Source organism: Geotoga petraea, assembly GCF_900102615.1.
In the GTDB taxonomy this organism is placed as follows: domain Bacteria; phylum Thermotogota; class Thermotogae; order Petrotogales; family Petrotogaceae; genus Geotoga; species Geotoga petraea.
Genome location: NZ_FMYV01000006.1, coordinates 147,396 through 168,199, shown reverse-complemented (window position 1 = coordinate 168,199; position 20,804 = coordinate 147,396). Strand labels below are relative to the sequence as shown.

The window sequence follows — 20,804 nt, the reverse complement described above, 5'->3', positions numbered from 1 at the left end:
AATAAATTAATCAATTGATATATGAATAATTTATAATACTATTTATTAAAAAATGATATAATTTTGATGGAGGTGGCATTATGGTTGATAAAAAAGAATTAAAAGAAAAAATAGATAAATTACCAGAAAATACGTTAGAAGAAATCTCCGATTATATAGATTTTATAATGTTTAAAAAACACAATAAAATTCAAGATATTACAAAAGCAAGCGAAAAAAGCCTTGCAAAAGATTGGCTAACAAAGGAAGAAGATGAAGCTTGGAAAAATTTATAAATTAATTCTATAACGCCCTTAGTGGGCGTTATTTTTTTATGTTACAAAATAATTAGTGGAGTGCACCCCATATTTAATTGAAGCTTTACATAAATTACTATGTTTTTACTGTTGACATAAGGTTTACTTCACGAACTATAATAGTAGTGAAAATATAAATACTTACTTCTAAGGAGGAGTTATTATGACTAAAAGAGATAACAAAATACCTAGTGCAAATGAAAACATCATGAACCAATATTCTAACGTTGCTGCTGAATTAATGAGAAACTTTTAATCACCCCAAATTCCCTGAGTAATTTTCGATAAATTATAAGTGCCTGCTTTCGCAGGCACTTTTTTTATGAAATTCAATACATATTATTTGGTTTTTAAATTAAAAACTATCATTTTATAGAGCTATTTAATCATATAATTTAAAAAATTTATCAATATCAGCAAATTCTTTTTCAGGTGGTTCGTTGGCTGGTTTTCCAAAAGGCATCTGTGCAATCATTTTCCAATTAGAAGGAATTTCCCATTCTTTTTTTACTCTATTTTCTATAACTTCACTATAGTGTTGAAGAGATGCCCCAAGTCCTTCTATTGATAAGGATGTCCAAACATTATATTGGAGCATTCCAGATGATTGTAATGACCAAACAGGGAAATTATCTTTGTACAAAGGGAAGTCTTTTTGAAGTGATTTTACTACTTTTGTATCTTCAAAAAATAATATAGTCCCATATCCATTTTTAAACGAATCTATTTTATCGCTAGTGTCTTGGAAGTTTTCCTCTGGAACTATCTTTCTTAATTCTTCTTTTGTGATATCCCATAACTTGTCATGATTTTCACCTAATAACAAAATTGCTCTTCCATTATGAGCATTAAATGCAAAAGGGGTATGTTTCAAAGCGTATTCTATAATATTTTTTATTTTTTCATCTGAAATCGTTGATTCATTTGTTATAGAATATCTGCTTCTTCTCTCTTCAATAGCTGTATAAAAATCTTTTACCACAATTATCACTCCTTGTATTGTTTAGCAACATTTTCAAATAAATTTAATTTTTTAATTAAATCTTTTTTATCATTGTTATCTATTTCCTGAAAAAGTTTTGATAAATATTTTTCGTGTTCTTTAAAAACTTTTTCTATAAAAATTCTACCTTCTTCAGTTAAATCAACATAATATATTCTTTTATCTTCATTGCATCTTTCTCTTTTTATATAACCTTTTTTAATAAGTTTATTAATAACATAAGTAATAGTTCCACTAGTAACTAAAATCCTTTCAGCAATTTTTTGAACAGGTTGCTTCCCTTTATGGAGCAAAAGCTCCATAACTCCAAATTCACTAACTGTCAAGCCATTTTTATTCATGCTTTTTTCTATTTTTTTTAAAATCGCTTGATTAGCTCGAGAAAGAGCTATGATTATTTTAAGATCTATTTTACTCATTTTTTAACCCCTTTTTATCTCGATGTCAAGATAATTATAACAAAAATAATGTCTTGATGTCAAGATATATATCAACTCCCTAACGATCATTTAAAAAGGATTAATTTTTTTATAGGTTTATATCTTTTGATTTGTTACTTTGTGAGCTGCTTAGGGAGACATTATAGAAATCATGAAATGATTTCTATATATCTTTTCTATAATATAATTCAGGGTTTTTGAGGCTTTTTAGTTGAGAATATATTTTTTCTCTTGTTTTTGAAAGAGTTTCTGCCTTTTCCACTATAGAAAAAATCCTTCCTCCACAAGATAATAATTTGTTTTTTTCTATTTTTGTCCCGGCGTGAAAAATTTTTGAATTAAAATTATCTAAGTTTAGTTCTATGTTTTTGTTGTATTTTTTTGGATATCCTTTTGCTGCTACAACAACACATTGAGATATTTTGTTTTCGAGTTTTATTTCTATTTTGTTCAAAGATTTGTTTAAAATACTTTCAAATATCTCGACAAGGTCTGTTTCTAAAATGTACATAATACTTTGGGTTTCAGGGTCTCCAAATCTAACGTTATATTCGAGAAGGTATGGTTCATCTTTTTTAAATTTAACTCCAAAAAATATTACCCCTTTATAATTCATCTTTTCTTTTTTTATTCCTTTTATTGTTGGATTAATTATCTTGTTAATTATATTTTCTTTTTGTTTTTCTGTTATCAGGGGATGAGGAGTGATAGAACCCATACCCCCTGTGTTTGGGCCTTTTTCTCCTTCGTACAATTTTTTATGGTCTTGGGAATAGGCGAATGTTTTTGCGTTTTCTCCATCAAAAAAGGTGAAAACAGAACATTCAAAGTCAGGTATAGCGTCTTCTATTATTATTTTTTCAGAAGCTTTTCCAAGAATTTCTTTTTCAAATAAATCTTTTAAAACTTTTTTTGCATTTTCCTTATTTTCAGATATAAAAACGCCTTTTCCAGCTGCCAATCCATCCGCTTTTATTACCGCAGGGTAATTAATAAGGTTTGTAATTTCATCTATGTTATTTTTTTTGCTAAATTCTTTGTAATTAGCTGTTTGGACATTGTATTTATTCATAAATTTTTTGGCAAATGATTTACTACTTTCAAGCTGAGAAGAGAATTTATCTGGGCCTATTATTTTTAACCCGTTACTTTCAAATAAATCAACAATCCCATCTGCCAAAGGTTGTTCTGGCCCAACAAAAGTAAAATCTATTGAGTTGTTTTTTGCAAAATCCAAGAGCTCATCATGATTTTTTATGTCAATATTCTTACATTTATTTTCTACATAAGTCCCACCATTTCCAGGAGCGACAAATATTTTTTCTACTTTTTGTGATAAAGATAGTTTATAAGCTATTGCGTGTTCCCTTGCTCCAGAACCGATTAATAGAATTTTCATATCATCACACCTCAATGTTTAAAATGTCTCATGCCAGTAAATACCATCGTTATTCCATTTTCATCGCATGCTTTTATGGAGTCTTTATCTCTTATAGATCCACCTGGTTGAATTATTGCTTTTATATTGTATTTAGCAGCAAGCTTCACTACATCATCAAAAGGGAAGAAAGCGTCAGATGCGAGAACTGCGCCTTTGCCTTTTGCTCTTTCAAGTGCTTGTTCTGCAGCCCAAATCCTGTTTGCTTCTCCATTTCCAACCCCAAGTAATTTTTTATTTGCAGTTACTGCTATAGCATTTGATTTTGAATATTTCACTACTTTATAGGCGAATTCCAACTCTTTTTTCATTTTTTCAGATATATTTTTGTTTTTTGTCACCACTTCAAATTTATTTATAAACTCTTTATCAGTATTTTGAACTAATATTCCACCATCTATTGTTATGGATTCAAAATCGTCAAAATTATTTTTAGTCATTTTTAACAATCTTAAATTTTTCTTTTTCTTCAACAATTCCAGAGCATCATCATCAAAATCTGGAGCTATGATAATTTCAAGAAATATTTCTTTTAGTTTCAATGCAGTTGATTTATCCACAGTTCTGTTAAAAGATACTATACCACCAAATATTGATATCTGGTCACCTTCATAAGCTTTTTGATAAGCTTCTTCAACTGTTTCACCAATTCCAACTCCACAAGGAGTGTTGTGTTTCAACCCACAACAAGCAGTATCTTCAAATTCATTAACTACTTTCCAGGCTATGTCTGCATCTCTTAAATTGTTATAAGATAGCGCTTTTCCGTGTAATTGTTCAAAATCATTGTAAGAGTATTTACCATTATTTTTCACGTAGAAGGCTGCTTTTTGATGGGGATTTTCTCCATATCTAAGGTCAGAATATTTTTTATAAGAAACAGTATGATACTCTGGAAAATCTGTTCCCGTTTCCCTTGCAAGATATTCTGAAATAGAAGCATCATAAGCAGATGTCAGGTTAAAAGCCTTTAAAGCCAATTTTTTTCTCGTTTCAAAATCTATATTCAATTTTTTCTCTTTTAATAAATCAATGTCTTTATTGTCTGTTAGTATAACTACGTCTTTAAGATTTTTTGCAGCTGACCTTATCATTGTTGGTCCACCAATGTCTATAAACTCTACCAGTTTTTCAAAATCTAATCCCTCATTAACTTTCTCAAAAAATGGATATAAATTAACAAAAACAAGATCTATTTTCTCTATTTCGTTAGCTTTCATTTCTTCTTCGTCTTTTCCCTCTCTTGCAAGTATCCCACCGTGTATTTTGGGGTGTAGTGTTTTCACCCGTCCGTTAAAAATTTCTGGAAATTTTGTCACATCTGAAACTTTGGTTACTTTTATTCCATTTTCTGATAATAGTTTCGCAGTTCCACCTGAAGAAATTATTTCTACGTTATTTTCTTCTAAATATTTAGCAAACTCAACAACACCAGTTTTGTCATAAGTACTTATTAATGCTCTTTTTATCATATTTAAACCTCCGAAAAATTTTTAGTAGGTGATCATTTTACAACGGCTATACTAAAATTGTCAATCAAAAGAGAGTTTTAGTGTTTAATTACAAGTTATTATTGTGTTAATTCTAAAATAAAAGAGACCTTTTCAAATGCCTCTCATTATAATTATATTTTTTTGTTTGTTTTAAAATATTGCTTAATATTGTGTATTATGTGGTTTTTAATATAAATTTTATAAATTTTTGTTAAAATATAAAAAAGATTATATAAGAGATTTTATAAGTAATATACAATGGTTTATATATAAGATTATGGGAGGGAAATTATTTTGATAGACGTGTATTTAAACAAATGTGATAATTATGAAAAATCTGTTGAAAAATTAGTAAAAATGTTGGAACCATACAAAGGAAAATTTGAAAAAGGTGACAAGGTTCTCTTAAAACCAAACCTCCTTTCACCAAAAGAAGTTGAAAAAGCGGTTACTACACACCCGAAAATAGTTGAAGCTATTATTTTATTTTTACTTGATTTAGATGTAGAAATATATCTTGGAGATAGCCCTGCTACAGGAACAGCCCTTCAAGGGGTAAAGGCTAATGGCATTTACGATGTTTGCCAGAAATATGATATTCCAATTGTTGAATTAGATGATCCTGTTGAAGTTGATGGAGAAAATTACAAAAAAATAAAAATATCCAGAAAAGTTTTAGATGCAGACAAAATAATTAATATAGCAAAATTAAAAACCCATTCTCAAATGATATTAACAATGGGTATTAAAAATACTTTTGGTTGTGTTGTTGGAAAAGAAAAGTCATCATGGCATTTAAAAGCAAGAACAAACACAAATTTTGCAAATGTTATTATCGATATCCACAACATAGTAAAACCAACCATAACTGTTTTAGATGGAATAGAAGGTATGGAAGGAAATGGCCCTGCAAACGGAAAGCAAAAACATTTTGGGGTTATTGGAATTTCTGAAAACGCCTATGCTTTAGATCACGCTGTGGCAAAAAAATTAAACGTTAAAGAAAAATACGCTTATATTTTAAATGAATCGATGAGAAGAAAACTCATACCTGAATATAAAATAAATGGAGACTGGGAAGGTGGCAAGATAAAACTTCCTATTACAGCGCCAATATTTGAAACCTTTACCAACTTATCTAGAGCGGTACAAAGAGTCCCAGAAATAAACGTGGATAAGTGTATTTCTTGTAGAATATGTGAAAACAGCTGTCCAGCTGGTGCCATAACAATAGACAACCACAGCATAGATTATGATAAATGTATAAGATGTTATGTGTGTCATGAAGTGTGCCCAGAAGACGCCATAGATTTAAAAAGAAAGATTTTTAAATGACATCAAAAAATGACCTGAGAATAATCTCGGGTCATTTTATTTCCATCCCTTCTTTTTCGACCTTTTTATAAAAAGGAACATATTTTATATAGTTATTATAATCATAAACATTAACTTCATGGGTAGAAATAATATCTATTATACTATAAAAACAGATTCAGAATGAAAAGATATACCACTTCAGATATTATTGCTGATGCCCCTATTACGTCACCAGTTACTCCTTCTATTTTTTTATTGGATATTATATTCATGATTACAGCAGAGATTATAGAAGATGCAATACCTATTAAAAATATTTGTAGATTGAAATACGCTATAGGTAAAATGAATATCAAAGATAATAAAAAATAGAATTTTGGATATGGGAAATACATTTTTCCTAGTCCATCTTTTCTTGCTGGTTTAGAAATCGTTAGTAATAGGTTCATTGTATATCTGGAAAACACCGGAGCCAACAAAAATCCTTCTGGGATGTTGTTCATTAGGTTAAAAAGAAACAGTATATACAAAACTCCTCCAAGTAAAGCAAAAGCCCCAACTCTTGAGTCTTTTAATATCTTCAATCTTTCTTCTTTTGTTTTTATCTGAGCTCCAAATCCATCTATCAAATCAACGAAACCATCAAAATGAAAGTATTGAAAAAGATAAAAATAAACTATCATTATCAAAGATATTAAAATGTTAGTTGGTATATAATCTTTCAATAAGTAGTATATACCAAAATTTATCAAAGAAGCCACATATCCCACAACAGGGAAAAATATCGTGCTTCTTTTTATATTTATTTTTTTTACAGTTGGAACTGGTATTTTGCTTATTGTCCCAAATGCAACAAAAAGATTTTTCATCTTTTTTTCAACCTCTCAAAAACTTTTTTTGTATCTTCCAATTCGAATAATTCTATGCAAACGGGTACGTCTTTTTCAAAATTTTGATCGTAAAAATTTATGAATTCCTCCAATTGATTTTCTTCTGGAAAAACATGCCCTTTTTCAGAATCAACTCCATGGTAATGAATTTCTTTTATCTGTCCAGAATACTTTTCATAAAATTCTTGTGGGTTTTGATTTATTATTAAAAGATGGCCATAATCCATTGTTATTGAAACTTCCAAGTCTTTCACAAATTCATAGTAATCGTAAAAAGCATCATTTTCAAGATTTTCAAGACAAAGTTTTTCCCCAACCAACTCAATACCTTCTTTTATTACTTTTCTAAACTCTTCTTTATCACCAAATGGATGAATAGTTAATCTATAAGCGTTTTTATCGCTAAAATATTGTATTGCTTTTTTACAGTTTTCAAGATTATCTGTGGGTAAATGAACAGAATATTTTACCTTGTTTCGAATTCCACCGATTTCTTTTTCAAGAGTTCCCTTTGTTGTCTCATCCCATGTATAGACAAGTAGCTCAACAAAATCTGCAAAACCTTTCAGTAATTCTACATTTTCCAGGTAAGTTCCTGGTTTTTGCCATGATGTCACCCCCACAATCATTTTATTTTCACCTCGATTCCTGAAACCATCATATACACTTCGTCAGAAATTTTGGCTATTTTTTTGTTTACAGTTCCCAAAAGCCTTGCAAAAATTCTGGAAAGTTTATTTCCAGGAATTATTCCCCATCCAACTTCATTTGTAACTATTATGAGTTTTTGTATGTTAGAATGATTTTTTAATTTCTCTATTGATTTTAGAAAATTGTTTAGATATTTTTCAACAGCCGCCTCTTCATTATTTTCATTGTTCAATATAATGTTAGAAGTCCACATAGTTAAACAATCAAGTAATACAACGTCATACTCTTTTGTTTTTAAAATGGCTTGGTCTAGCTCCAATGGTTCTTCTATAGTATCGAATTTATCTTCTCTTTCTTCTATATGTTTTTGTATTTTGATTTCCATTTCTTGATCAAATGCTTGAGCAGTAGCAACATATACTCTTTTACCAGAAATATTTTCAGCAGTTTTTTGAGCAAAAGTTGATTTTCCACAACTCTGCCCTCCGGTAACCATTACTATTTTCAAGAAAACCAACTCCTAAATGTATTTGCCTATCAAAGTTAAAGGATAATCTCCCATAGATTCAATTTTTTCTTTTGTAGTAAAAACACCACATGTTGCAGGGCCTGCAGATTTTTCCAGATCTATTTTAGTATCAAATAATTCAAAATCAAGAGAATTTTCTTTAGATAATATATTCAATTCTTTTAATATCCCACCAGAACCACAAGGTATTAAATCTCCTATTTCATAATTATTTATAATGAATTTTATTATTTTTGGTGTTAACAAAATATCTTGATTATTCACAACTTCTTGCCCCACAAAAGGTTCCCCAACTAAATAAATAAAATAATCAGATTTTGTGTTTTTCATTTTTAATTTCTTCGCTGTCGAAAAAACGTTTATGCCAAAAGCTGTCATTTTTGTTTCAAAATTTTCTTCACTGCTACCATTTATTTCAATGTCTTTTAGCTCATTATCTTCTAATTCATCTTTTATAGCTTTTAGAATTGTCCCCGCAGTGGGGTCAAACTCGTTAGCCACTAAAGAAAAAACAGCTTTTGGTGTCGCTCCTACAGAAAATAGTTCATTCAAACAAACTCTCAAAGTCATTTTTGCTGTATTGTATATATCAAAATTCAATACGTCGTATTCTTTTTCCCCAATAGCTCCACAACTATCCATTGCAAATACTATATATTCATTATCTTTAAATATAGTTAAATCTCTTTTTGTGTTAATTTTTTTCATTTTTAATTACCTCATATTTTTTGATAAATATATAAACCAGTGAAGCAATTAAAATGTTCACAAAACTTGCAAGAGATAATATCGGCATCGTACCAAATACTCCTTTAACACTTAAAATTGGTGTCACTATAAAAGGCATTATTGCTCCATTTAAAATTGTAGCAGTTATTACAGCTATTATCTTATTTCTTTTATACATTTTCCCAAAAATAAAAGCTATAGCAAACATAGAAATAGCCAATAAAATATGGTAAAACTGAAAATAAAATCCAGAATTCCAAGATGTAAATATATGCCCTAAAAATGCAGTTATTCCTCCGTAAACAGGATTTATTATGGCGAGTAAAAATCCTGGCATGGAATCAAGAGCTATACTCCCAATTGGTGATGGGAATTTCACAAAAGACAAAACAAATGAAAGTGCTGTAAAAATACCTATCCATGAAATTCTTTTAGACATTTACTTCCCCCTTATAAAAAAAGCCCGATAATAATCGGGCTCTATTTTTTTGTTTTTTAATTTCCTTGTGTTCCTTGTGATTGTGGTGGTTGATTTAATGACTGAATAAGATTTTCAATTATTTGAATATCTAAAATACCTTTAACTCTCAATGATCCAAAGTAATCATCTTCACCCATTTTCACAACCAAATCTCTGTCTTCGTTGTATAAAAATCCTATATCGTCTATAACTGTGTTGAGCGTTGTCATTAACTGTTCTGAAGGAGCACTTCCTAAGCTACTAATCAAGGTTAAAGCGTTCATCACTACATCCGGTCTTAATTTTATGTTCAAGTCTTTTAAGTTGATTCCGTCTTTAACTGCATCAAAGTCTACCCCTACCTCAAGTTCAACTTTAAGTTCTTCCATTCCTAACTCTTGTAACATTGGTGCCCAAGTTCTTAGAGACATATTCATGTTGAAATTCCCGTAAGGAAGTGTTTCATAAAGACCTTCTAAAATAGAAATTATAGTATAAACTTCTTCACCGTTAATATAAATTGTTGTGGTTACATCTTCTTGACTAAGTTCTTCTGAAAGATTCCCTCTCATAAAGTCTGTTGCAATTCTTGTTTTTAATTCATATTCCGATTCATCGTCTATCTTGTCTCTAAGTTCTGAAAAAATTATATCCATTAAGTTCAAATACTCTCTGTCTTCATTATAGGTCTCTTCAAAATCGCTTATATCCAGAACATATCCTAAAATATCTTTAATGTTGACGAAAATTTCTGAATTGTATTCAAAAAATAGTTTTTCATCAGCAAATAAGTCTGAAAGATTTGCCCATTGAATTTCTCCATCTATATCCGCTATATCTTGTAATACTGTGTCAAATTCCATCAAATTTGGCGATGTTTGTGACCATTTTTCTTGGTATTTCTCCACAACTTTTGTTGCTTCTGGCTTCAAAGAAGATGCAGGATCTTCTATCAAATTTTCTAATTCTCCAAGTGTTGAAAAATACGTATCAGAATTAGCATCCATCATCAACACAGCTTCGGCCAAAATTTTCATAGCTAAAAAATCTCTGTAATCCGATTCAACATATTCTGGATAATTATTCTGAGATTGAATATTGTCCACGTCTTTTTGATCCAATCCAAAGTTTAAAAGAAGCTGTCTAACTACGTCTTCTGAAAGACTAACTCTTGTTTCGTATTTCCCCATTACATGTTCGAGATTATTTGAGATATCATTCATAGCTTGAATTCCACCAGAATCTCTCATATAATTAATAAATTCTTCCATCTCTTCAGTTTGGTAAACTCCTTCTAAATCTTCTTGTGTAATGGGTTCATTTAAAGCCTCTTCGTCTAATCCATAAATTAATATTTCAACTTGATTGTATAAGGCTTCAAATTTATATTCAGACATTATAGCTAAAGACATGGCAGCGTATTCAGCTGCAGAAGCATTTCCACTATTTATAGATCTTTCTAAATCATTTTTTGTATTATCATCAAAATCATCGATAACCAAGTTAACAGAAAAAATAGATAAAACCATTGTTAAAACAAGTAATATCCCCAATAATTTCTTCACAAAAACCACTCTCCTTGAATTTAGTATCCATTATATATCACTCAGACTGCCCATCCAGTCCTAAAATCTCTTTTTCTTTTTTCATCCCATCAATTGCAATTTGAAAAAATTCGTTCAATTCAATACCCAACTCCTCAATCACTTTTATTCTTTCTCTGTCTGCTCCTGCTGCAAAAGATTTATCTTTAAATTTTTTCTTTAAAGATTTAACTTTCAGAGTTTCTATATCTTTACCTGGTCTAACCAATACGGACGCTGTTATCAATCCAGAAATTTGGTCAGCAGCATATAAAGCAATCTCTATATCTTTTTCTAAATTCTTTTGGTCATTATGGGCTAAAATGGCATCTTTTATATCTTGGTCAACTCTATCTCCGAGCATTTCAACAGTTTTTTTAGCATGCATTTCTACTTCATCTTTTGTCATTTCGTAATCTAAATCATGTATTATACCAGCTATTTCCCATTCATCCGGGTCTTTATCCAACTTCAAAGCCAATTCTCTCATAATAGCTCCAACAGCGTAACAATGTTTTCTTAAATTGCTTTCTGATAAATTGCGCTCAATTTCTTTAATAGCTTCATTTTTATTCATAAATAATCTCCCCTTTTACAGATTTCTGTTATAATAAATTATAACATATCATTATTGAAAAAATTGGGGGATAAAATGGCTTTTTTATGGATAAGTATAAGAATACTACTACTTGGCTACGAAAGAATAGCCGGGAAAAAGATTTCCCAAGGGAATGATGAACTACTATCTTCTTGGGGGTTTTTTACAACCTCGTTTTTAATGATGGCTCCATTTTTTTATACTTTAAATTTTGAAATATTTAAAATAGCGCTCATCGCTGGAACTATATACACTATCTCATTTTTCTTATATGTTTATGCGTTATCCAATGAAGATGCCTCTATCATTGCACCCCTATACAACATGAATGTAATATTTCTAATAATAACAACTGCAATTTTTTTAGATGAAAAGATAACTATTTTCAAAATTGTTGGAAGTTTACTTATGCTTTATGGTGTTTCTTATTTAAAAAAAGACAGATCACTTCTCGAATCATATAAAAACATTGGCAGGAGTAAAGGTGCTGTTGCCATGCTTATTTCGTCTGGATTAATGGCGATTGGAAGAACTATTGATGGACATTTCGTAGAAGATATTTCACCAGTCGGTTATTCTGTTGGTATATATCTTGTTGTCAGCTTAAACTTTACAATACTAACCTTAATAAAATTTAAAAGCATAAAACCCCATTTAAACCTAATAAAAACTAAAAAATATGACATGTTGGCTGGCGGGTTTACAAATGCTTATTCTTATATAGCACTCTTAAATGCTTTTAAATATATAGATGTAAGCATCGCTGAACCAGTATCAATGGTATCTTCTTTAGTTACAGCTTTTTTTGCAAAATACATATTCAAAGAAAAGGTCTCTTTAAGAGTAATAGGCACCATAATACTAATAGCCGGTGCATTTGTGATATATATATAAAAAGTGAAAGACTCTAACAAAAATACTTTGCAGAAATATGTAAATTAAACATTTTTATATTTCCATAATATTCAATTAAGGGGCTGATTTTTTCGGCTTCTTTTTTAATGATATAATAGAGTAAATATAATAAGGGGGGCGAATTAATATGGACTTTGATTTTTTATACAACCCATACAAATCAAAAAGAATGAATGTTTTTGGAGAAAACGGCATGGTAGCTACTTCCCAACCTTTAGCTTCACAAGCAGGGCTTCACATCTTGAGAAAAGGTGGTAATGCCATAGATGCTGCAGTAGCCACAGCTGCCGCATTAACAGTTGTAGAACCAACTTCAAATGGAATTGGATCTGATTCTTTTGCAATATTTTCAACTGCTGATGGAGAAATCCACGGGATGAATTCTTCTGGAAGATCTCCAATGGATATTTCTTCACCAAAACTAAAAGAAATGGGATACGAACAAATGCCAAAGGTGGGAGCTATTCCCGTAACAACGCCTGGTGCTGTTAAATCCTGGGCAGAAATGACAGAAAAATTTGGGAATCTCACATTAAAAGAAAACTTAGAACCAGCCATAGAGTATGCTGAATACGGATATCCTGTTTCGCCTGTTTTGGGAAACAGCTGGGAAAGAGCTTTTTCTGGTTATAAAAAAATATTAAAGGGAAATGAGTTTGAAGAGTTTTTTAAAACTTTTTCATTAAATGGAAAAGCCCCAAAAATAGGTGAAAAAATAACTTTAAAAAATCATGCAAAAACCTTAAAAATGATAGCAGAAAGTAATGCAAAAGAATTTTATGAGGGTGAAATAGCATATAAAATAGATAAATTTATGAAAGAAAATGGTGGTTTTTTAAGAAAAGAAGACCTTAAAAACCATAAAGTTGAATGGGTAAGACCTTTAAACGTAGACTATAGAGACCATGAAATATGGGAACTCCCTCCAAATGGACAGGGAATAATAACTTTAATGGCTTTAAATATACTAAATGAAATCAATATGAAAGATGAAAACGAAATCTATTTTTACCATAATGCCATAGAGGCTTTAAAATTAGCTTTTTCAGATGGCAAAGAATATATAACTGATATAGACCATATGAAAGTTGACCTTGATGAACTTCTATCTCTTGAATACGCTAAAAAAAGAAGAGGATTAATTGACCATTACGCCAATCTTCCTAAGCCTGGAAAACTTCCTAAAGGCGGTACTGTTTACCTTGCTACAGCAGATAAATGGGGAAATATGGTTTCATTCATACAATCAAATTATATGGGTTTTGGTTCGGGAATTGTAATACCAGAAACTGGTATTGCCATGCAAAATAGGGGACATACATTTTCTTTAAACCCTGAACACTCAAATTATTTAAAACCAAACAAAAAAACATACCACACAATAATTCCTGGATTCATCACAAAAAATGGAAAACCAGTTGGGCCTTTTGGGGTTATGGGTGGTTATATGCAACCTCAAGGTCATTTACAGGTGATTTTAAATATGTTGGATAAAGGTTTAAACCCACAAGCTGCTTTAGATGCACCAAGATGGCAATGGATAGAAAACAACACCGTATATGTAGAAAAAAACTTTCCAGAACATTTAGCTCAAATGCTTTCAAACAAAGGCCATGATGTAAAAGTGATGCTCAATTCGGGTTCTTTTGGAAGAGGTCAAATTATTTGGAGAATGGATAACAACGTTTATTGTGGAGGGACCGAACCAAGAACAGATAGTCAAATAGCTGTATATTAAATAAAAAGGCAGTTTATCCATTTTGGATAAATTGCCTTTGTTTTTATAATCAAATTATTGTGCAAAAACATTAAAAGCTTATATAAAACTCTTTTTCATATGCCATCTTTCCAGTTAAAAACCCTATTAAACTCCCAAAAACTACGTCTGAAGTCCAATGTTTATCTTCGATAACTCTAAATCCAGAAATAATCGTTGGAATAATATACAACCATTTCGAATACCTTTCTGCATATGGAGTTGTTATTGCCCAGGATAACCCCGAATGCGCTGAAGGAAAAGAACGATAATCGTCTGAATCTATACCTCTAAAAAGCTCGAAACTATCTTTCCCTTGATTCATATATGGTCTTGCTCTTCCTACCAATAATTTCAAGGCGAGTATTGTTCCCCCGGTTATAAACGAGGAAGATAAACTCTGAAATGATGTTTTTGAAAAATATTCATCATTAATAAAATATGACGAAACATACAAAGCCGTACTTGTTCCAATCATAACTTTAGTATCTATAATCTCACCAAATTCAAAGCCAAAATCACTTGTCATATTTCTAATTTGTTCATCAAAAAAATAGCTCCCCATAGAAAGCGAGACTCCTGCTAAACTTTTTTTAAATAAATCTTTCTTCAAATTATTTTCAGCAAAAGAAACTAAAAATGTTATTACAAAAAAAATAATTAAAAAAATTTTTTTCATATATGCACCTCGCTTACGTCATTTACTACAGTTTATAATAATTCTATTAAAATTACATAACAATTACTATCTTACTTTTTTTAAGAAAATTAAGAAAATATAGTAGAATTATATTAGGAGGGCATTATGGATTATATACAATCTTTTCTTAATTCGATAAATGATTATAATACATTTGGATATTTAATTGCTCTTATTGTTGCACTTGCTGAAACCGCTATAGGAATAGGATTATTAATACCTGGTTCAACAATATTATTATTTATGGGAGGAATGGCTGCAGAAGGATATTTCAACTTGTTTTATCTAATAATATTTGCCATTGCAGGAGCTGTTCTTGGTGACAATTTTAATTATTTCATTGGGGAAAAGTATGGAACAAAGATATTTGAAAAAGGATTTTGGTTTGTAAAACCTGCTCATTTTAAAAAAGGTCAAAAATTCTTCGATGAACATGGGTCAATGAGTGTTTTTATTGGAAGATTTATACCAAGTATTAAAGAAATTGCTCCTTTAATAGCGGGAACTTTTAAAATGAAAAGATCTTCTTTCATGCTTTGGAACTTTTTAGGAGCAATAGGTTGGGGAATATCTTGGACTTTGCCTGGTTATTTTTTCTCACAATCTATCGATGTAGCAAAAATATGGTTAACACGTACTGGATTTTTCTTAGCCATTATATTTGTAATCTTTGTTATATTCTACATAATAAAAACCGTAGCTGCAAATAGAGGAGAAAGTTTTCTTGATTTGCTGATATCATTTTTAAAATCAACAAGACAAGCCATCGTTGATAATCCAAATATAAAAAAATATGTTGCAAAACATAAAAAGTTTTTTTCTTTTTTGAAGAGAAGATTTGATAAAAATAATTTTTATGGATTACCCTTGACTCTATTAACAATAGCTTTGATTTACGCTTTGGGAATGTTTGGTGGAATAGTTGAAGACGTGATAAATTCAGATAGCATTGTTACTGCAGATATAAGATTAGAAAATTTAATAGCAGTTTTTAGAAGTGCAACACTCACAAAATTCTTTTTTTGGATAACTTTACTTGGTAAATGGGAAACAATTACAATATTCACAGTTTCTACTATAACTATTTTATGGATAAAAAATAAAAGAAATTACATAACTCCTTTGTTATTGAGTATTATAGGAAGTGAAATTTTCACTTCTTTGGGAAAAATAATATTACACCGCTCAAGACCTGACACTGCTCTTTATATCGAAAACACATTTTCTTTTCCAAGTGGGCATGCAACAATTGCAATGTCTTTTTATGGATTTTTAACTTATTTATTAATAAGAAACTTTTCAAAATGGAAACGTAAAACAAATATATTTTTCAGTGGATTTGCCATAATAATTTTGATAGGATTCAGCAGACTTTACCTTGGAGTACATTATTTAAGCGATGTTTTGGGGGGATATTTATCTGGTGCAATTTGGCTGATTATAGCAATAAGTCTTTCTGAATATTTCATGTCAAAAAAACCAGAAATAAATTACACAAAACCTGTTTTCAAGGAAAAAGTAATTACATCAATAATAGTAATTTCTGCTCTAATTGGCTATATAATAATTGGGTTTAACTACTCAATTCCTTTGGGTGATAATTAATCAGTCAAATCACCACATTAAATAACCTTTTAATTGTTTTCAAAGCAAACTAATAAGAAAAAATATTTAACGGAGATTTGTTCTTTACAGATGGACAAGCTTATATTTTATATATAAATTAATATTCAAGAAAAGAGGGATAGAATGAAAATTATACACACAGCCGACTGGCATCTTGGAAAAATAATCTATTCTAACTATATGACAGAAGACCAAAAATATATTTTGAACAACTTTATAACTTACCTAAAACAAAACAAACCAGATGTTTTAATAATAGCTGGAGATTTGTACGACAGAGCTGTACCTCCTTCAGAAGCTGTAAACCTTTTGAACAAAACACTATCTAAAATAGTTCTTGAAATGAAGATACCAACTCTCATAATATCTGGAAACCACGACAGCTCGGAAAGGCTGGAATTCTTAAACGGAATCCTATCTGGAATGGATCTTCACATCGAAGGAACATTGAAAAAAGAAATTAAAAAAGTTACTTTTAACGATTCTTTTGGTCCTGTAAATTTTTATTTACTGCCTTATGTTGAATTTCAAAAGGCAAGGGATATTTTTGAAATTGACTTTGAAAACAAAACACAAGCTTTAAAACATTACATAGATAACATAAATATAAACGAAAAAGAAAGAAACATTCTAATATCCCACGAGTACATAATGGGAGGAGAAGAAAGTGAATCTGAAAGACCACTTTCAATTGGAGGAAGTGAATTCGTAGATTTTTCTGTTTTTGAAATTTTCGATTATGTAGCCCTTGGCCATCTTCACAGACCACAAAAATTCAAAAATGAAAAGATAAATTATTCAGGTTCTCTCTTAAAATATTCATTCAGCGAATCAAACAATAAAAAAGGGATGAACTTAGTTAAAATAAAAGAAAAAGGAAATATAGATGTTCAAAAAATATCTTTTGAAACAGAAAGAGACATGAGAGTAATGAAAGGGCTGTTCGATGAAATCATGAAAGAAGAATCAACAGATGATTACTTACAAATAATTTTGGAAAACGAAAAACCTGTTTATGACGCTATAAACAAGCTACGTTCAAAGTTTCCGAACGTTCTGTCTTTAGATTTCCCAAACTTAAAAACCAATGACGATATAAAAACATCTGACAAAAACATAAAAGATATTTCGCCAGTTGAACTTTTTGAATCATTCTATGAAGAGGTAAAACAAACCCAAATAAAAAAAGAAGAAAAAGAAATTGTTGAAAACATATTCAACGAAATATTGACAAAAAGAAGTGATAAATGATGAAACCTTTAAAACTAAAATTTAAGGCTTTTGGCCCATTTTTAGAAGAACAGGAAATAGATTTTGAGAAATTAAAAAACGATAGATTATTCTTAATTACCGGCCCAACAGGGGCTGGAAAAACAACCATTTTCGATGCTATATGTTTTGCCCTATACGGAAATGGATCTATGGGAGAAAGGGGAAATGCAAATTCAAGGTCTGATTTTGCAGACGAAAACACGGATACTTTTGTTGAATTTGAATTTATGCTAAAAGATAAAAAAATAAAAATAAACAGAACTCCTACATATATGAGGGCAAAAAAAAGAGGAGACGGATTAACAGAAAACCGAACAACAGCTGACATAAAAATATACAAAAACGAAGAGCTAATAAGCGAGGGATATGGAGCAGATGAAGTTACTGAAATAGTAAAAAAATACTTGAACTTGGATTACAATCAATTCAGACAAATAATGATGATTCCACAAGGAGAATTCAGAAAATTAATATTGGCCGGTTCAGACGAAAGAGCAGAAATTTTCAAAAAAATATTCGATATAAGCATATACGAACAGTTCGAAAACAAAATAGTTGAAAAATACATCGAATTAGAAAAAATATTAAAAGATTTCAAACTAAAAACCAAAACAATCGCAGAAAAAGTTTCAATAGACTCAGAAAAATACCAGGAACTAATAAATTCAGAATACATAAACACTGAAGAACTTATTTCTCAAATAACTATAGAAATAGAAAAAAATGAAAAAACAAAAAACAAGGTAAATGAAGAAAAATCAAAAAAACAGCAAAAACAAAAAGAATTGAATTCACATCTTGAAAGAATAAAAAAAGATAACGAACTACTGAATAAAAAAGAAGAGATTCAAAAAGAATTACAAGATCTGTTGAAAAATGAAGAAACTATAAAAACCAAAGAAAAACAGCTTGAAAAGATAAAAAAGGCTGAAAAAATAATACCTTACGAAGAAAAATATAAAGAATACAAACAACAACTATCTGAAAAACAAAATCAACATGAAAAACAAAACTTAATTTTAGAAGAAAGTTTGAAAAAACAAGAAATAATAAACAAAAAACTTCCAAAAATAGAAGGGGATTATCAGAAGATATCGGCGGTTAAAAAAGAAGTAGAAGACTTAAATAAAAAATTTGAAAAAATAAAAACTCTAAACAAAACAAAATCAAACCACGAAAAAACACTGATAGAAATAAAAAAAGAAGAAGAAAAATTAAAAAATATAGAAACCAAAATCTCTGAAAACAAAAAAGAATTTGAAAAAAACGAAGAATTCATAAATAAAAATGAAGACATAAACATGGAAATACTGGAAAATAAAATAAAAGAATTAAACAAAATATACAACTCCACAAAATTATTAAAGCAAAAATACACTGAATTTGAAAACATATATTCCAATTTCAAAAAGGTAAAAACAGAAAAAGAGAACAACGAAGCGATTTTAAAAAAATTAAGATCTGAATATCATGAAAAAACTCAAAAACTAATTGATTCTCAATCCTATTTTCTTGCTTCCAAATTGGTAGAAGGAGAACCTTGCCCGGTCTGCGGATCTACACACCACCCTTCACCGGCAGAGAAAAACGAGGATATGATAACTGAAGAAGAACTCAAAGAATTAAACAAAAAACTCCAAAAACAAGAAAAACAAAATTCAGAAACACAAAAAAAATTCGAAGAAATATCAAAAGAATACAACGAAACCGCTTCTTTTGTGATATCTGAATACAAAAGAATTTGCAGCGAACTTGAATTGTTACCAAAAGACAAAAAAGAAATAAAATCTCATTTAGAAGAGATTATTAATTCTTTGGAAGATTCTCTGAAAAAACAAAAAGAAGAGTTTGATAAAAAATCAAAAATATCTCAAGAAATAAAAAATAAAAAACTACAAAACAAACAAATAAAAGAACAGCTGAAAACTCTGGAAGAACAAAAAGAAACACAAAACAAACAAATAAACAGTTTAAAAACACAGGAAATCAGTCTAAAAAAGGACATACAAAATTTATCTGAACAAATTGAAAACAAAACTGAAGAACAAATTAAAAAATCAATAGAAGAAAACAACGATTTTATACAAAAAACAGAAAAAAACTACCATCAAATAAAAAAAGAATCAGAAGAAACTTCAAAAACCGTAAACTCTGTAAAAGGTACCATAAAAACTCTGAAACAAGATATAGAAAATTTAACTGCAAAAGTATCCCAAGAAAAGAAAAATTTTGAAGCCATGATTCAAAAAATGCAATTTCAAACCTTGGAAGAATATGAAACTTTTAAAAAACAAATAGACAACATAACCCATATAGAAAAAGAAATAAAAGAATACAGAGAAAACATACAAAACAAAAAAAGTTTGCTAAATGATCTTGAAAAATCAACAAAAAATATCAGAAAAATAAACGAAGTACCTCTTTCAGAAATGATAGAAAAACTAACTGAAGAAATAGAAACAATAATAAAACAAGAATCAAATCTCGAATACAAAATAAAAGATTTGAAAAAAACTATAGAATCCATCGAAACTATAAAAAAAGAAACGGCAGAAAAAGAAAAAGAATTCGAAACCATAAAAAGCATTAAAGACGTAAGCACGGGTAATAATAATTCAAAAATTAGTTTGAGCAAATATGTACTTGCTTATTACTTTGAAGAAATATTATCCAGAGCAAATCAGAGGTTAAAAAAACTAACAGAAAACAGATACAGACTTTACAGAGCTTCAAAAGTAATAGATGGGAGAAAAAAAGAAGGACTTGAAATAATGGTCTTCGACAACTACACTGCAAAAAAAAGAGAAATAAAAACTCTATCCGGCGGAGAAAGTTTTAAAGCTGCTTTATCCCTTGCCTTAGGACTCGCAGACGTTGTTCAAAGTCATTCTGGCGGTGTCGCCCTTGACACAATCTTTATAGACGAAGGATTTGGGAGCCTGGACACAAATTCTTTAGACAACGCAATAGAAGTGTTAACTGAGCTGCACAATTCGGGAAGAATGGTTGGAATTATATCCCATGTAAGTGAATTAAAAGAAAGAATAAATTCAAAAATTGAAATTATCCCAAGCAAACAAGGGAGTACCATAAAAAAATAAAGGATGC

Annotated in this window: 19 protein-coding genes; 7 read left to right on the top strand and 12 right to left on the bottom strand. The window is 29.8% G+C overall.

The annotated features are described in order from the left end of the window. The first annotated feature begins 80 nt into the window (after positions 1-80). On the top strand, positions 81-275 hold the full coding sequence (locus BLS00_RS08315; RefSeq protein WP_091404759.1) for a DUF2281 domain-containing protein: 195 nt from the start codon (positions 81-83) through the stop codon (positions 273-275). A gap of 403 nt (positions 276-678) precedes the next feature. On the opposite strand, the gene BLS00_RS08310 is transcribed toward BLS00_RS08315, so the two are convergent. The 4 genes from BLS00_RS08310 to purH all read right to left on the bottom strand — a co-directional run bounded on the left by BLS00_RS08310 (position 679) and on the right by purH (position 4,649). Further along, a complete protein-coding gene (locus BLS00_RS08310; RefSeq protein WP_091404756.1) occupies positions 679-1,278 on the bottom strand; it encodes a nitroreductase family protein in 600 nt (199 codons plus the stop codon). 5 nt (positions 1,279-1,283) lie between these two features. Further along, complete coding sequence (locus BLS00_RS08305) at positions 1,284-1,718, bottom strand: MarR family winged helix-turn-helix transcriptional regulator (protein WP_091404753.1); 435 nt, start codon at positions 1,716-1,718, stop codon at positions 1,284-1,286. Positions 1,719-1,902: 184 nt separating this feature from the next. After that, positions 1,903-3,138 carry a phosphoribosylamine--glycine ligase gene (gene purD / locus BLS00_RS08300; RefSeq protein WP_091404750.1) on the bottom strand — a complete coding sequence of 412 codons (1,236 nt, stop codon included), beginning with the start codon at positions 3,136-3,138 and terminating at the stop codon, positions 1,903-1,905. 11 nt (positions 3,139-3,149) lie between these two features. Next, on the bottom strand, positions 3,150-4,649 hold the full coding sequence (gene purH / locus BLS00_RS08295; RefSeq protein WP_091404746.1) for a bifunctional phosphoribosylaminoimidazolecarboxamide formyltransferase/IMP cyclohydrolase: 1,500 nt from the start codon (positions 4,647-4,649) through the stop codon (positions 3,150-3,152). 324 nt (positions 4,650-4,973) lie between these two features. Between purH and BLS00_RS08290 the strand changes: the two genes are divergently transcribed. Beyond that, the gene (locus BLS00_RS08290; RefSeq protein ID WP_244885746.1) at positions 4,974-6,005 is read left to right on the top strand and encodes a DUF362 domain-containing protein; all 1,032 of its coding nucleotides are present in this window, start codon (positions 4,974-4,976) and stop codon (positions 6,003-6,005) included. A 143-nt stretch (positions 6,006-6,148) separates the two neighbouring features. Here the strand turns inward: BLS00_RS08290 and BLS00_RS08285 are convergent, their stop codons facing one another. From BLS00_RS08285 to BLS00_RS08255, 7 genes are read right to left on the bottom strand one after another with little or no spacing between them, the layout of a single operon-like run. Further along, positions 6,149-6,856, bottom strand: a complete 708-nt coding sequence (locus tag BLS00_RS08285; RefSeq protein WP_091404743.1) for an adenosylcobinamide-GDP ribazoletransferase — start codon at positions 6,854-6,856, stop codon at positions 6,149-6,151. Continuing rightward, positions 6,853-7,506, bottom strand: a complete 654-nt coding sequence (gene cbiR, locus BLS00_RS08280; protein ID WP_091404740.1) for a cobamide remodeling phosphodiesterase CbiR — start codon at positions 7,504-7,506, stop codon at positions 6,853-6,855. The genes BLS00_RS08285 and cbiR overlap by 4 nt, the downstream gene beginning before the upstream one ends. Next, positions 7,503-8,036, bottom strand: a complete 534-nt coding sequence (gene cobU, locus BLS00_RS08275) for a bifunctional adenosylcobinamide kinase/adenosylcobinamide-phosphate guanylyltransferase (protein ID WP_218119804.1) — start codon at positions 8,034-8,036, stop codon at positions 7,503-7,505. The genes cbiR and cobU overlap by 4 nt, the downstream gene beginning before the upstream one ends. 12 nt (positions 8,037-8,048) lie before the next feature. Then, positions 8,049-8,765, bottom strand: a complete 717-nt coding sequence (locus tag BLS00_RS08270; protein WP_091404738.1) for a hypothetical protein — start codon at positions 8,763-8,765, stop codon at positions 8,049-8,051. Further along, positions 8,752-9,225, bottom strand: a complete 474-nt coding sequence (locus BLS00_RS08265; RefSeq protein ID WP_091404734.1) for a hypothetical protein — start codon at positions 9,223-9,225, stop codon at positions 8,752-8,754. The genes BLS00_RS08270 and BLS00_RS08265 overlap by 14 nt, the downstream gene beginning before the upstream one ends. A gap of 56 nt (positions 9,226-9,281) precedes the next feature. Then, a complete protein-coding gene (locus BLS00_RS08260; RefSeq protein ID WP_091404730.1) occupies positions 9,282-10,811 on the bottom strand; it encodes a hypothetical protein in 1,530 nt (509 codons plus the stop codon). Between the two features lie 37 nt (positions 10,812-10,848). Beyond that, a complete protein-coding gene (locus BLS00_RS08255; RefSeq protein ID WP_091404727.1) occupies positions 10,849-11,406 on the bottom strand; it encodes an HD domain-containing protein in 558 nt (185 codons plus the stop codon). A gap of 75 nt (positions 11,407-11,481) precedes the next feature. On the opposite strand from BLS00_RS08255, the gene BLS00_RS08250 reads away from it, so the two are divergent. Further along, positions 11,482-12,321, top strand: a complete 840-nt coding sequence (locus BLS00_RS08250; protein WP_091404725.1) for an EamA family transporter — start codon at positions 11,482-11,484, stop codon at positions 12,319-12,321. A 148-nt stretch (positions 12,322-12,469) separates the two neighbouring features. Then, a complete protein-coding gene (ggt, locus tag BLS00_RS08245) occupies positions 12,470-14,080 on the top strand; it encodes a gamma-glutamyltransferase (RefSeq protein ID WP_091404724.1) in 1,611 nt (536 codons plus the stop codon). A 70-nt stretch (positions 14,081-14,150) separates the two neighbouring features. Here ggt and BLS00_RS08240 read toward each other — a convergent pair whose 3' ends face one another. Next, positions 14,151-14,777 carry a phosphatase PAP2 family protein gene (locus BLS00_RS08240; protein WP_091404722.1) on the bottom strand — a complete coding sequence of 209 codons (627 nt, stop codon included), beginning with the start codon at positions 14,775-14,777 and terminating at the stop codon, positions 14,151-14,153. A 126-nt stretch (positions 14,778-14,903) separates the two neighbouring features. Between BLS00_RS08240 and BLS00_RS08235 the strand changes: the two genes are divergently transcribed. The 3 genes from BLS00_RS08235 (at position 14,904) to BLS00_RS08225 (ending at position 20,797) form a co-directional block, all read left to right on the top strand. Then, on the top strand, positions 14,904-16,403 hold the full coding sequence (locus BLS00_RS08235) for a bifunctional DedA family/phosphatase PAP2 family protein (protein ID WP_091404718.1): 1,500 nt from the start codon (positions 14,904-14,906) through the stop codon (positions 16,401-16,403). Positions 16,404-16,547: 144 nt separating this feature from the next. Further along, positions 16,548-17,675, top strand: coding sequence for an exonuclease SbcCD subunit D (locus tag BLS00_RS08230; RefSeq protein ID WP_091404717.1), 1,128 nt, complete (start codon positions 16,548-16,550; stop codon positions 17,673-17,675). Next, a complete protein-coding gene (locus BLS00_RS08225) occupies positions 17,675-20,797 on the top strand; it encodes an AAA family ATPase (protein WP_176759879.1) in 3,123 nt (1,040 codons plus the stop codon). The genes BLS00_RS08230 and BLS00_RS08225 overlap by 1 nt, the downstream gene beginning before the upstream one ends. The last annotated feature ends 7 nt before the right edge of the window (positions 20,798-20,804 follow it).